Origin of the sequence: Algibacter sp. L3A6 (genome assembly GCF_009796825.1) — a bacterium.
Lineage (GTDB): Bacteria > Bacteroidota > Bacteroidia > Flavobacteriales > Flavobacteriaceae > Algibacter.
Genome location: NZ_CP047030.1, coordinates 3,010,514 through 3,024,572 on the forward strand (window position 1 = coordinate 3,010,514; position 14,059 = coordinate 3,024,572).

12 protein-coding genes are annotated in these 14,059 nt (G+C 33.6%); 6 read left to right on the forward strand and 6 right to left on the reverse strand.

Annotation, left to right across the window (positions count from 1 at the left end):
* Positions 1-32: 32 nt before the first annotated feature.
* Positions 33-728, forward strand: coding sequence for a (d)CMP kinase (cmk, locus tag GQR98_RS12640; protein WP_159019807.1), 696 nt, complete (start codon positions 33-35; stop codon positions 726-728).
* Between the two features lie 126 nt (positions 729-854).
* Here the strand turns inward: cmk and GQR98_RS12645 are convergent, their stop codons facing one another.
* A complete protein-coding gene (locus GQR98_RS12645; RefSeq protein WP_159019808.1) occupies positions 855-1,235 on the reverse strand; it encodes a LysM peptidoglycan-binding domain-containing protein in 381 nt (126 codons plus the stop codon).
* A gap of 325 nt (positions 1,236-1,560) precedes the next feature.
* On the opposite strand from GQR98_RS12645, the gene rpsA reads away from it, so the two are divergent.
* Positions 1,561-3,393 carry a 30S ribosomal protein S1 gene (rpsA, locus tag GQR98_RS12650; RefSeq protein WP_159019809.1) on the forward strand — a complete coding sequence of 611 codons (1,833 nt, stop codon included), beginning with the start codon at positions 1,561-1,563 and terminating at the stop codon, positions 3,391-3,393.
* 316 nt (positions 3,394-3,709) lie between these two features.
* On the opposite strand, the gene fumC is transcribed toward rpsA, so the two are convergent.
* Positions 3,710-5,107, reverse strand: a complete 1,398-nt coding sequence (gene fumC, locus GQR98_RS12655) for a class II fumarate hydratase (RefSeq protein ID WP_159019810.1) — start codon at positions 5,105-5,107, stop codon at positions 3,710-3,712.
* 186 nt (positions 5,108-5,293) lie between these two features.
* Here fumC and GQR98_RS12660 point away from each other — a divergent pair, with 186 nt between their 5' ends.
* On the forward strand, positions 5,294-5,935 hold the full coding sequence (locus GQR98_RS12660; protein ID WP_133968539.1) for a peroxiredoxin: 642 nt from the start codon (positions 5,294-5,296) through the stop codon (positions 5,933-5,935).
* 93 nt (positions 5,936-6,028) lie between these two features.
* Positions 6,029-6,205, forward strand: coding sequence for a hypothetical protein (locus GQR98_RS18990; RefSeq protein ID WP_199270200.1), 177 nt, complete (start codon positions 6,029-6,031; stop codon positions 6,203-6,205).
* Between the two features lie 144 nt (positions 6,206-6,349).
* Here the strand turns inward: GQR98_RS18990 and GQR98_RS12665 are convergent, their stop codons facing one another.
* From GQR98_RS12665 to prfB, 3 genes are all read right to left on the reverse strand, one after another.
* Positions 6,350-8,758, reverse strand: coding sequence for an outer membrane beta-barrel family protein (locus GQR98_RS12665; RefSeq protein WP_159019811.1), 2,409 nt, complete (start codon positions 8,756-8,758; stop codon positions 6,350-6,352).
* 91 nt (positions 8,759-8,849) lie between these two features.
* Positions 8,850-9,191: an arsenate reductase (glutaredoxin) gene (gene arsC, locus GQR98_RS12670; protein WP_159019812.1), complete on the reverse strand. Its 342-nt coding sequence runs from the start codon at positions 9,189-9,191 to the stop codon at positions 8,850-8,852.
* Between the two features lie 59 nt (positions 9,192-9,250).
* Positions 9,251-10,361, reverse strand: a protein-coding gene (prfB, locus tag GQR98_RS12675; RefSeq protein WP_159019813.1) for a peptide chain release factor 2 whose coding sequence is annotated in 2 segments (ribosomal slippage) — positions 9,251-10,297 and positions 10,299-10,361 — 1,110 coding nt in all. Because the reading frame shifts where the segments join, the coding sequence is not laid out codon by codon here.
* A 94-nt stretch (positions 10,362-10,455) separates the two neighbouring features.
* Here prfB and GQR98_RS12680 point away from each other — a divergent pair.
* Positions 10,456-11,472, forward strand: coding sequence for a threonine aldolase family protein (locus GQR98_RS12680; protein ID WP_159019814.1), 1,017 nt, complete (start codon positions 10,456-10,458; stop codon positions 11,470-11,472).
* Between the two features lie 6 nt (positions 11,473-11,478).
* Here GQR98_RS12680 and GQR98_RS12685 read toward each other — a convergent pair whose 3' ends face one another.
* Entirely contained in the window at positions 11,479-11,802 is a 324-nt protein-coding gene (locus tag GQR98_RS12685; protein ID WP_159019815.1) for a YbaB/EbfC family nucleoid-associated protein, read from the reverse strand.
* Positions 11,803-11,948: 146 nt separating this feature from the next.
* On the opposite strand from GQR98_RS12685, the gene GQR98_RS12690 reads away from it, so the two are divergent.
* Positions 11,949-14,018: a S9 family peptidase gene (locus tag GQR98_RS12690; protein ID WP_233268006.1), complete on the forward strand. Its 2,070-nt coding sequence runs from the start codon at positions 11,949-11,951 to the stop codon at positions 14,016-14,018.
* Positions 14,019-14,059: the final 41 nt, after the last annotated feature.

A 14,059-nucleotide genomic window follows, 5' to 3' on the forward strand; every position in this document is an offset into this window, starting at 1 on the left:
ATTATAATAGTCACGTTTCAACTTTAAAATACATGAACAAAATTACCATAGCCATCGACGGATTTTCTTCAACCGGAAAAAGTACCGTAGCCAAGCAATTAGCAAAATATTTGGGTTACGTTTATGTCGATTCTGGTGCCATGTATCGTGCGGTGACATATTACGCCATGCAAAACGGATTAATTTCTAGAGATGATTTTAATGTTGAAGCTTTAATTTATCAGCTCGATAATATTAATATCACTTTTAAGTTTAATGAGAAATTAGGTTTTGCTGAAGTATATTTAAATAACGAGAATATAGAAAGAGCCATTAGAACTTTAGAGGTTTCTAGCTTCGTAAGTAAAGTGGCTGCCATTTCGGAGGTGAGACAAAAACTTGTTGAACAACAACAAAAAATGGGTCAGGGTAAAGGTGTTGTTATGGACGGTAGAGATATTGGGACCGTAGTTTTTAAAGATGCTGAACTTAAATTATACATGATCGCTTCCGCGGAAAAAAGGGCTATCCGTCGTTTCGATGAACTTATTGAACGTGGTGATCAAGTTTTGTATGAAGATGTTTTGAAAAACGTTCAAGAACGCGACCATATAGATTCTACTCGCGAAGATTCACCTTTAGTTAAAGCTGCTGATGCTATCGAAATTGATAATTCAGACATGACATTAGATGAACAATTTGATAAAATTTTACGTCTTGCCAAAATGACAATTGAAGATTGCGAATAAGTTTTCAGTTGGCAGTATTCAGTAAAAAGTAAACAACACTTAATTATTTAACTTCAAAATAAAACATAAAAAAACGAACGCCTAAATAAATAGACGTTCGTTTTTTTTATAAATATACCTTAAACCTTATAGATTAGGAATAATTAATTCTTGATCTGGGTGAATTACATCTGGATTCTTTAAGATATCAGAGTTAGCTTTAAAAATATCTTGGTATTTAGCAGCTTTTCCGTAGTACTGAATCGCTATTTTTCCAAGAGTTTCTCCACTTTTTACAGTGTGTCTATGGAAAACAGTTTCATCGGCTACTTTAATATCAGCCATAATATCAGAAGGATTATCTCCACCAATTTCTTTTATTTTATCCCAAATTAGGTTCTTTTCGTAAGGTGTATTAGCTGTTCCTGTAACTTTTAATTGTCCGTTTTCTTCTTTAACATCGCCATTTTGGATGTTTAAAGTTTCGCCTAGATCTAATACAGGTTGGTACTTTGCTTTCATTGTCATAAGTGTAGATTTTAATTTTGTTTAACAGGTTCAATATAGCAAAACCGATGCCAATTTTGAAGATTTTTCTCAAATTTATTATTTCGCTAATAATCAGTGCTTTAAAATATTTTATTAAAATTAGTCTAATTGATTGAAAATATGTATTTTTGCACTCCTTTTAGCGATTTATTGGAGCAGATAAAAGGAATGAAACTTTATATAAAAATAACACTTCTGTGTGTTACTCGCTTAAATCTTCCAAAACATATAGAATACAAAAACATAGTGCTGTTTTATTTCCGCGAAAGCGATGTATTTAAAACACATTATTAAATTTAATTAAATGGCGGAAAACGCAAACCCAGCTGAAGTTGAAGCAACTGAAGCAAACAATGTTGGAGCTCCAGTTGTATCTGAAGCAAAAGCAAACCCTGAAAAATTCTTAGCGGATTTTAACTGGCACAATTACGAAGAAGGAATTGATGAAGTTGATAGCCAACAATTAGAAGAATTTGAAAAATTAGTAGCTGAAAATTTCGTTGACACATTAAACGATGAGGTTGTTGAAGGTACAGTAGTACACATTTCTGATAGAGATGCTATTATTGACATTAACGCAAAATCTGAAGGTGTTATTTCTTTAAACGAATTTCGTTACAACCCAGGTTTATCTGTAGGAGATAAAGTTGAAGTATTAATTGATGTGCGTGAAGATGCAACTGGTCAATTAGTATTATCTCACAGAAAAGCTCGTGTAATCCAAGCATGGGATCGTGTAAATAAAGCACACGAAACTGGAGAAATCGTTAACGGTTTTGTAAAATGCAGAACTAAAGGTGGTATGATTGTAGATGTTTTCGGAATTGAAGCATTCTTACCAGGATCTCAAATTGATGTTAAACCAATTAGAGATTACGATCAGTATGTAAACAAAACTATGGAATTCAAAGTTGTGAAAATCAACCATGAGTTTAAAAACGTTGTTGTTTCTCATAAAGCTCTTATTGAAGCTGATATTGAAATTCAGAAGAAAGAGATTATTGGTCAATTAGAAAAAGGTCAAGTATTAGAAGGTGTTGTTAAAAACATTACTTCTTACGGTGTATTCATCGATCTTGGTGGTGTTGACGGATTAGTTCACATTACAGATTTATCTTGGTCTAGAATCAACCATCCAAATGAGATTGTTGAGTTAGATCAAAAATTAAATGTTGTAATTCTTGACTTTGATGAAAACAAATCTAGAATCCAATTAGGTCTTAAACAATTATCTAAACACCCATGGGAAGCTCTTGCAGAAGAGGTGAAAGTTGGTGATAAAGTAAAAGGTAAAGTTGTTGTAATCGCTGATTACGGTGCATTTATCGAAGTTGCTGATGGTGTTGAAGGATTAATTCACGTTTCTGAAATGTCTTGGTCTACACATTTACGTTCTGCTCAAGATTTCGTTTCTGTAGGAGATGAGGTTGAAGCAGTAATCTTAACTTTAGATAGAGAAGATCGTAAAATGTCTCTTGGTATCAAGCAATTATCTGCAGATCCATGGACAGATATTACGTCTAAATACCCATTAGCTTCTAAGCATACAGGTATTGTACGTAACTTTACAAACTTTGGTGTTTTTGTTGAATTAGAAGAAGGAATTGACGGATTAATTTATATCTCTGATTTATCTTGGACTAAGAAAATTAAACACCCATCTGAATTCTGCGCTGTAGGAGATAAATTAGATGTGGTTGTATTAGAGTTAGATGTTGAAGGTCGTAAATTATCTTTAGGACACAAACAAACAACTGTTAACCCTTGGGATAAATACGAAACTGAGTTTGCTTTAGAAACAGTTCATAACGCTGCAATCACTGAGATTGTTGATAAAGGAGCTACTATCGAGTTTAACGAAGATATCGTTGCATTTGTACCATCTCGTCACTTAGAGAAAGAAGATGGAACTAAGCTTAAGAAAGGTGAAGCTGCAGACTTTAAAATTATTGAATTCAACAAAGAATTCAAAAGAGTTGTAGCATCTCACACTGCTGTATTTAGAGCAGAAGAAGCTAAAATGGTTAAGCAAGCAGTAAGAAAAGCTGAATCACAAGCAGCAGAGTCAAAACCTACTTTAGGTGATGCCAATGATGCTTTACAAGCGCTTAAAGATAAAATGGACGGAAAAGCATAATTTATTATGAGTTTTCAATTTCTGTGAAAACAGAAACCTATTTATAAAATTAAAAGCTCCTCAGAAATGAGGGGCTTTTTTTATGCATTATTATTAAAGTAGAAGCATTATAATACTTCAATTATAAAGTCCCTAATGTGCTGTTATGGTAGAATGTTAAGAACACTTGTTTTAAGCGATAAGAAAGAGCTATTAAACGCTTTAAAGTGATTCTAAAAGAACTTAGTTGTACAATTTAAACTAGCCTTAGATTTACGGTAACAAAAAAGCCGATAACAAACGTTATCGGCTTTTCTAATATATAAAAGGTTGTTGACTATTTTAAAGCACCAACCATATCTTCTGGTTTTACCCAAGCATCATAATCTTCTGGAGTTACATAACCTAAACGAACCGCTTCTTCTTTTAAAGTTGTTCCGTTTTTATGTGCTGTATTTGCAATTTCAGCAGCTTTATAGTAACCAATTTTTGTATTTAAAGCTGTTACAAGCATTAACGAGTTGTTAAGTAGCTTTGTAATTACTTCTTGGTTTGGTTCGATACCAACAGCGCAATTCTCTTCGAAACTAGCACATGCATCACCTATAAGTTGAGCCGATTGTAAAACATTGGCAGCCATAACTGGTTTAAATACGTTTAGTTCGTAATGTCCTTGCATGCCTCCAACAGATACTGCAACATCGTTACCCATAACTTGTGCGCAAACCATAGTCAAGGCTTCACATTGTGTTGGGTTAACTTTACCAGGCATAATAGAACTTCCTGGCTCGTTTGCTGGAATTATAATTTCTCCAATACCCGAACGTGGTCCAGAGGCCATCATTCTAATATCATTAGCTATTTTATTTAATGAAACAGCAAGTTGTTTTAATGCACCATGCGTTTCTACCAAAGCATCGTGAGCAGCTAGTGCTTCAAACTTATTAGGAGCCGTTACAAATGGTAATCCTGTAAATTCTGCGATATATTCTGCAACACGCTTGCTGTAGCCCTTAGGTGTATTTAAACCTGTACCAACAGCTGTACCACCTAAAGCTAATTCGCTTAAGTGAGCCAAAGTATTGTCTAAAGCTTTTAAGCCATGATCTAACTGTGCAACATAACCCGAAATTTCTTGCCCTAATGTTAAAGGCGTAGCATCCATTAAATGCGTACGTCCAATTTTTACAACATTTTTAAAAGCTTCAGATTTTTTCTTTAATGTTTCTCTAAGTTGTTTTATACCAGGAATTGTGGTTTCAACTATTTTTTTATACGCTGCAATATGCATTCCGGTAGGGAATGTGTCGTTTGATGATTGCGATTTGTTTACATCATCATTTGGCTGAATTGTTTTTTCGCCTTCGCCAACAACTTTTCCTGCTAATTGGTGTGCTCTATTAGCAACCACTTCGTTAACGTTCATGTTACTTTGCGTACCAGAACCTGTTTGCCAGATTACTAATGGAAATTGGTCGTCGTGTTTACCTTCTAAAATTTCATCGCAAACCTGTGCAATTAAATCTCTTTTTTCAATATCTAAAACACCTAATTCGCAGTTTGTATATGCAGCAGCTTTTTTTAAGTAAGCAAAACCGTAGATAATTTCTAACGGCATAGATGCAACGGATCCTATTTTAAAGTTATTTCTTGAACGCTCTGTTTGTGCGCCCCAAAGTTTATCGGCAGGTACTTTTACCTCACCCATAGTATCTTTTTCTATTCTGTAACTCATGGCATTAATGGTTTAATTATAAGTTACAAAGTTAATCGTTTTAGTCTGTTTTATTATGAGGAATGTCTTAGTTTTTCTCGTAAATTTTTTAACAAATTCATAAGATTAAAAATTATTTGCCCTGTTAAAAATGAATTATCTTTATAATGAATTTAAATAGTAATTAATTTTAAACTAAATATAAAAATGGCAACAATTAGATTAGGAGATGAAGCTCCGAATTTTACAGCAGAAACATCTGAAGGAACAATTAACTTTCACGAATGGTTAGGTGATAGTTGGGGAATACTATTTTCGCACCCAGCAGATTATACGCCAGTTTGTACTACAGAGTTAGGAACCGTAGCTAGATATACCGATGAGTTTAAAAAACGTAACGTAAAAGTTGTAGCATTGAGTGTAGATGGGGTAGAATCTCACCACGGTTGGATAAAAGATATTAACGAAACACAGAATACCACAGTAAACTTCCCGATTATTGCAGATGAGGATGGAAAGGTTTCTGAACTTTATGATATGATTCACCCAAATGCAGACAGCAAACTTACCGTGCGTTCTGTTTTTGTAATTGATAATAATAAGAAAGTAAAACTAATGATTACTTATCCTGCTTCTACAGGTAGAAATTTTGATGAGTTATTACGTGTTGTAGATTCTTTACAATTAACAGCTTACCATAAAGTAGCAACACCTGCAAACTGGCAGAATGGTGACGATTGTGTGGTAGTACCAGCAATTGCAACGGCCGATATTCCTGCGATTTTCCCAAAAGGATTTAAAGAAGTTAAGCCTTATTTACGCATGACTCCGCAACCTAATTTAGATTAGTGAATAACCTGTTGATAAATCTTAACATTGTTATTGGAAAACAAAATGGTTTATATTATATTTGTGGCACATTTATAAAAGACACCAACAATTATGTTTGATTTTGATCAATATTTAGGCTTTTTAGCATTTTTAGGTATATTAACTTTAGGATTTTGGTTAATGATTTTCTTAGTAACCTTTATAATTCCTTATTGGGTTGGAGGTGCTTTAATCGAAAGATTAAAAGAAATTAGAGAAGAGAAAAAAGCAAAACGATTAAATGCTTAAAACTTAATTGAAAAATATATCAAAAAAGGAAGTTCTATTAGAGCTTCCTTTTTTTGTGCTTTCATTTTCTGGCATAAAAAAAACTCAAAGCGTGAAGCTTTGAGTTTTTTTTATTTGAAAAGATTAAAACCTTAGAGCGGTAAACTACATTTCCATAGTTTCTCCTCCTTCGCCACGTTCGCCACGTTGCTGTTGTTTTTGTTGGTTAAAACGGTATGTAAAGGCTAGGTTGTACGTTGTACCACCTCTAAATTGAATTTCTTGATAAGATGTAAACGTATCGGCTGTTATATCATTTCTGCTTATTCCAGTATTAAATACATCTCTAACGTTAAATGCTATAGAAGCTTTTTCTTTTAATATGTCTTTACTAAACGCTGTGTTTACAGTTCCGCTCGCTCTTCTATCATTTTGAGAATCTACAGTTGGTCCGCGGTAGCTAAAGTTTGTTTGCCAATCTACAGAATATGGAAGCGTAAGTTTATTGGTTAAACGTGCATTCCATGTTAAGTTGTTAGCTGTTAAATTAACATCTTCAAAACTTCCGTTACGTTCTAATTTATAGATATTAAAATCGGTATTTACGCGCCATTTTCTAGTAGGACTAAAGTTTAAATTGAATTCAAAACCATAACGATCATCTGTAGCTAAATTTACAGGGCCACGTTCTATTACCGGAAATTCTTCTCCATTTATAAATACGGTTTCTCCGTTATCTCTACTTAAAAATGTCATTACATCTGTAGAGTGTGAGTAGTAAACAGAAGAACTTAAAGTGAATTTTCCGAATCTATTTAAATATCCAATATCAAAAACACTAGAGTAAGTTGGGTCTAAATCTGGATTTCCTTGAAAAACGTTAGTTAAACTAGAACGAGAAGGGAAAGGGTTTAACATAAAACCACGTGGTCTACGTAATCTTCGGTTATAACCAACCGTCATGCTTGCATCTTCATTAAATTTATAACTTACGTTAACTGTAGGGAATAAACCTGTAAAGTTTTTTCTTTTAAAATCACCAGAAGTAGGTTGGTCTAAAGTGTATTTTGTGTTTTCTAAACGTAAACCTAATAGGTATGAGAATTTATCAATTTTACTACCAAACTGAAAATAAGCAGCGTTTAAATATTGCTTAAAATTAAACAGGTTAGATAAGTTACTATCTAATTCAAATGCGCCAGCATCATTAAGTAGAGAAACTTGGTAATCAGTTTCGGTAGTCGTGAAATCTCCACGGTACCCTATTTCAATTTGGCTATTCTCACCTAAAGGTAATACGTAATCTGTTTGTAATAATATTTGTTGCTCATCTTCCAAGGTTTGTAAGATATCGGTATCAAGCCCATCAACACTAATTAATGAGTATTCATCATTATTAGAATCTTCAAACTGAAAATCGAAAGAGAATTTATGCCCGTCCGTTTTAAAATCTTTCATGAAATTTAAAGCATATTGAAATGTTCCACTTTCACCTTCTTCAGGATCACGACGCACACTTCTGCTTGTTTCATTTGTTATTTTATTTAATTGAACTAGGTTATTAATCGAGTTGTTGTAGCTACTATTATCACTATAAACAATAGAGTTTGTTAATGATGCCGAATCTGTAATATACCACTCAATGCCTGTATTGGTTGTAATCCCTTTTCGAGTATCATCCCAATTACGTTTTTCATCTAAATCTGGTGTGTTTTCATCAAAATATTTAACATCATTATACCATCTACCAACACTTTCTCGGTATCTGTAAGATGTGGTGTTAAATATATTTACATTACCAGTTCTGTAATTTATATTTCCAGATAATCCAGCTGCATCAGGGTGTCCAACATTTGCTGTAACAGAACCGTTAAAACCTAACAATTTACTACGACGAAGAATAATATTGATAATCCCTCCTGTTCCTTCAGCTTCATATCTTGCCGATGGCGAAGTAATAACTTCAACTTTTTCAATAGCATCTGCAGGTAATTGTTGTAGTGCCTCAGCAGAATTTAAACCAACCAAACCAGATGGTTTTCCGTTAATTAAGATACGTACATTGTCATTTCCGCGTAAAGCGACACCACCTTCAGCATCTACAGAAACAGATGGTACGTTATCTAGAACATCACTAACAGATCCACCACTTACAGTTAAATCTTTACCAACATTATAGATTTTTTTATCGAGCTTAATTTCAACCGTAGTACGCTCGGCAATAATTTCAACTTCGCCTAAAGACTCGGTATCTAATTCCAAAGAATAAGACCCAATGTTTTCAGATTTGCCAATTTGTTTATTAGCAATAGTAATCGTTTTAAATGAGATATATTCAATGGTAATGTTGTAAAATCCAACAGGAACAGGGATAGAAAAATTTCCCTTTAAATCTGTAATTCCTCCGGTTTCAATCTTGTTTTCCTTTTTATTGAAGAATGCAATAGTTGCATATTCTAAAGGTTCGTTGGTTTCTTTGTCTATTACTTTACCACTTATTGTTACTTCTTTTTGTGCAAATAAGAGTGTAGAAAATAAGCTTAAAAAAACAAGTAAATGTATTCTTTTTCCCATGCTGGTCTTTTAATTTATTAGACTGCAAAACTATGGGATGGTTTAGCTTTATTGAGTTAAACCTATGTTAAAATAAACCTTAAATTTCGGCTTATATAATGTCTAAAATTAAACTTGGCGGACGACCAATAACTGCTTTTTTGCCGTTAATAACAATAGGGCGTTCTATTAATTTTGGGTTATTTGCCATAGCTTCAATAACTTCGACATCGGTTAGGTCTTTACCTTTAAAATCACTTTTCCAGATGGCTTCGTTTTTTCTAACCAATTCTATAGGTTTAATGCCTAAAAGAGTTACTATTCCTGTTAACGCTTTCGCGGAAAGGTTATCGTCCAAATATTTTACAATTTCGAAGGGTTTTCCAGAATTCTCAAGAATTTCTAGGCCTTGTCTCGATTTAGAACAACGTGGGTTATGATAAATTTTTGTCATTGTAATACTATGTTTTAATTAAACCTCACAGATTTAGAACCTGCAAGGTTTTTTATATGTTATAATTGTCCGTCGTCTTCAACTTTTTGTCCCATCATCATTAAATAGGCCTTTAAAAAGCTGTCAATATTACCATCCATTACGGCGTCTACATTACCGGTTTCATGAGCGGTACGTACATCTTTCACTAATTTATAGGGATGCATTACGTAGTTTCTAATTTGGCTTCCCCATTCAATTTTCATTTTTCCAGCTTCAATATCTTCTCGTTGTGCCAATTGTTTTTGAAGTTCAATTTCATACAATTGCGATTTAAGCATTTGCATAGCACGCGATCTGTTATCATGTTGAGATCGGGTTTCCGAACACGATATTTGAATACCTGTGGGCTTATGCGTAAGTTGTACTTTGGTTTCAACTTTATTTACATTCTGTCCACCAGCACCACTAGACCTAGCGGTTGTAATTTCTATATCGGCAGGGTTTATTTCGACTTCAATAGTGTCATCAACAAGCGGATAAACGTAAACTGAAGCAAAGCTAGTATGGCGTTTGGCATTACTATCAAAAGGAGAAATACGTACTAATCGATGTACACCATTTTCACCTTTTAACCAACCAAAAGCAAAGTCGCCTTCAATTTCTAGTGTCACAGTTTTTATACCAGCAACATCACCTTCTTGAAAGTTGAGTTCTTTTACTTTAAAGCCGCTTTTTTCAGCATACATTAAGTACATACGCATAAGCATATTTGCCCAATCACAACTTTCTGTTCCGCCTGCACCAGCTGTAATTTGTAATACGGCACTTAAGCTATCACCTTCTTCCGAAAGCATATTTTTAAACTCAATATCTTCTAATTGCGTGGCTAATAAATTGTATTGTGCTTCTACATCTTCGGCAGTGGCATCATCTTCCTTGAAAAATTCGTAAAGCACTTCAAGATCTTCAAATCGGGTTTTTGCTGTTTTATAATCTTCTACCCATTTTTTCTTCACACGTAGCGATTTCATTATAATTTCTGCTGCTTTGGAGTCGTTCCAGAAATTAGGGTCAAAGGTTTGTTCTTCTTCGTTTTGTATTTCTATCAGTTTGGCGTCTATGTCAAAGATAGTGCCTAAGTTTATCGAGGCGGGTATTTAGATCTTTAATTTGATCGGAAGTTATCATGTATCAATTTATTTCTAACAAAAATAGGATTTCTTTAAGCCAGCAGAAAACAAATCTGAATATAATTTTATAGCTTTATCCACAAATTGAAAATATGATTATTGATTTAAGAAGTGATACCGTTACAAAACCAACTAAACCTATGTTAGATGTCATGATGCAAGCTGCTGTGGGAGATGATGTGTTTAGAGAAGATCCAACGGTAAACGCATTGGAAAGCCGAATAGCCAATATGTTTGGAAAAGAAACGGCCTTATTTTTTCCGAGTGGGACTATGGCAAACCAAACGGCAATTAAATTACATACCAATCCTGGAGATCAGGTTATTTGTGATAAATATGCGCATATTTTTAATTATGAATCTGGAGGAGCGTCTTTTAACAGCGGTGTGTCTTGTAATTTATTAGATGTTAATAATGGCATTTTTTCTGCACAAGATGTGAAACAAGCCATAAACCCGGAAGCTTACTATTACAGTAAAACAAGTTTAGTTGAAATTGAAAACACGGCGAATAGAAGAGGAGGTTCTTGTTGGGATTATAATGAAATAATTAAAATTAGAACCGTTTGCGATGAAAATAACTTAGGGTTTCACTTAGATGGAGCTCGTTTGTGGCATGCGTTGGTAGCAAAAAATGAAACAACTGAGCAATACGGAAAAGCTTTTGATACTATTTCGGTATGTTTAAGTAAAGGTTTAGGTTGCCCTGTAGGTTCCGTTTTGGTTGGTGATAAGGCTATAATGGAAAACGCTATACGAATTCGTAAAATATTTGGTGGCAACATGCGCCAAGCCGGATATTTGGCGGCAGCAGGTTTATACGCTTTGGATAATAATATTGAAAGGTTGGCAGAAGATCACCAAAAGGCAAAGGAAATTGGTGCTATTTTAGCAGAACGTTCTATTGTCAAATCTGTAGAACTTATAGAAACTAATATTGTTATTTTTGAATTGAATAACAACGTTAACGAAAAAGAATTCACTCAAAAATTAGCCGATAAAAATATACATATTATAAGCATGGGTGGTAATAAGTTACGTATGGTAACGCATTTGGATTACACCAATACTATGCACGACAAACTTTTGAGTGAATTAATAAAACTATAAATAGGCTTACTTAAACATATCCATACCGGGTATATTTGGCATACCGTCTTTTGCGGCAGCAGCAAGCTCAGCTTCGTTAATTTGAGTAGCTCTTTCAATAGCTTTGTTTAATGTTAAAACAAGATAATCTTCGAGTTGCTCTTTATCTTCTAATAAAGCATCATCAATGTCAATAGATTTAATAGTTCTATTGGCTGTTAATGTAATTTTTAGCTTATTGTCGTTACTAGTTTCATCTACTAAAACGGTATCTAAGCGTTTTTTTGTTTCTTCTACTTTTTTCTTGGCTTCTTTGAGCTTACTCATCATGCCCATCATGTCTCCAAACATATTTTTAAATTTTTTTAAGGGGGTTGGTAATTGCAAATTTATCAAATACTAAGCCAAATTGTTGTATTTTACAATGAAAAATGAAAATAGCAACCATTCTTTTAAGCTTAAGTTTTACTTTTGCCGCTTCGTGTAAAAATATAAATATGAGTAAATCTATAAATGAAGTAGCTATTCCTTCAGCAAAAAAAATATCAAAAACATTAGAAATTCACAATGATGTTAGAATCGATAATTACTATTGGTTAAACAATCGTGAGAACCCTGAGGTTATAGAGTATTTAAATGCCGAGAATAACTATACCAAAGCCTTAATGGCGCATACTGAAGATTTTCAAAAGGATTTATTTGAAGAAATGAAGGGGCGAATTAAGGAAGACGACTCATCATTACCTTATAAATTAAACGGGTATTGGTATATTACACGTTATGAAACCGGAAAAGATTACCCTATTTATTTACGTAAAAAAGGAAGTTTAAATGCCGAAGAAGAAATTCTGTTCGATTGTAATGAAATGGCTAAAGACCAATCTTACTTTAGTTTAGGAGGGATTTCTATTAGTCCGGATAATAAAATGGCAGCGTTTTCTACAGATACAGTTAGTAGAAGGCAGTATACTGTTCAAATTAAAAACTTAGAAACAGGCAATATTTTAGCCGATAAAATTTTGAATACTACCGGAAGTGCAACATGGGCAAACGATAATAAAACATTGTTTTACACCATGAAAGATGCTGTAACGTTGCGTTCTCATAAAATATTCAAACATAAGTTAGATACCGATTCTAAAGATGATATAGAGGTTTATCACGAAGCAGATGAAACCTTCAATACCTTTGTATATAAAACAAAATCTAAAAAATATATTGTTATAGGTTCGTCTAGTACGTTGTCTTCAGAATATCAAATTTTAAGTGCAGATACTCCAGATGCTGCTTTTAAAATGTTTCAAGAAAGAACAGATGATATGGAGTATAGTATTGCACATTATGATGATGCGTTTTACGTGATTTCTAATTGTGACGATGCTACAAATTTTAAACTTTTAAAAACAAGCGAAACAGCTACTGAGAAAGAAAACTGGAAAGATTTACTACCTCATAGAGAAGCTGTTTTATTAGAAGATATCGAGATTTTCAAAGATTATTTAGTTGTTAATGAACGTGAAAATGGACTTAACAATATTAGAATAATAAGCTGGGATGGTAGCGAAGATTATTACCTGCCTTTTAATTCTGAAACTTACACATCTTACATAGGTAATAATCCTGATTTTGATAGTGATGTTATGCGTTACGGTTTTAATTCGTTAACCAACCCAAGTTCGGTAATGGATTATAATTTTAAAACTAAAACAAGCGAAGTTAAAAAGGAACAAGAGGTTTTAGGAGGAAAATTTAATAAAGAAAATTACGAATCTAAACGTATTTGGGCTACAGCTCGCGATGGTGTAAAAGTGCCAATTTCTTTAGTTTATAAAAAAGGAATTAAGCTAGATGGAACTAATCCTTTATTACAGTACGCATATGGTTCTTATGGTTCAACAACAGATCCTTCGTTTTCTACCATTCGTTTAAGTTTACTAAATCGTGGCTTTGTTTATGCTATTGCGCATATTCGAGGTGGAGAATATTTAGGACGCCATTGGTACGAAACTGGAAAGCTTTTAACCAAGAAAAACACTTTTACAGATTTTATAGATTGTTCTAAGTTTTTAATTGAAGAAAATTATACTTCAAATAAACATTTATATGCTTACGGTGGTTCGGCTGGTGGTTTATTAATGGGCGCTATTATTAATATGAATCCGGAATTGTACAACGGTGTTTTGGCTGCTGTACCATTTGTAGATGTAGTTACTACTATGTTAGACGACTCAATTCCTTTAACGACAGGAGAATATGACGAGTGGGGAAATCCAAATAACGAGGAGTATTACCATTACATGAAATCGTATTCACCATATGATAATGTAGAAGCAAAAGACTATCCGAATATACTCGTTACAACGGGTTTACACGATTCGCAAGTACAATATTGGGAGCCTGCAAAGTGGGTGGCAAAGCTTAGAGAATTGAAAACAGATAGCAATATATTATTACTGCAAACAGATATGGAATCGGGTCATGGTGGTGCTTCCGGACGTTTTGAAAGTTTGAAAGAAGTTGCGCTAGAGTACGCGTTTTTACTAGATTTAGAGGGAATTAAGCGCTAATAAAAAAAAATGTCTTATTTTTGTCAAGTTTTAAGAAGCAT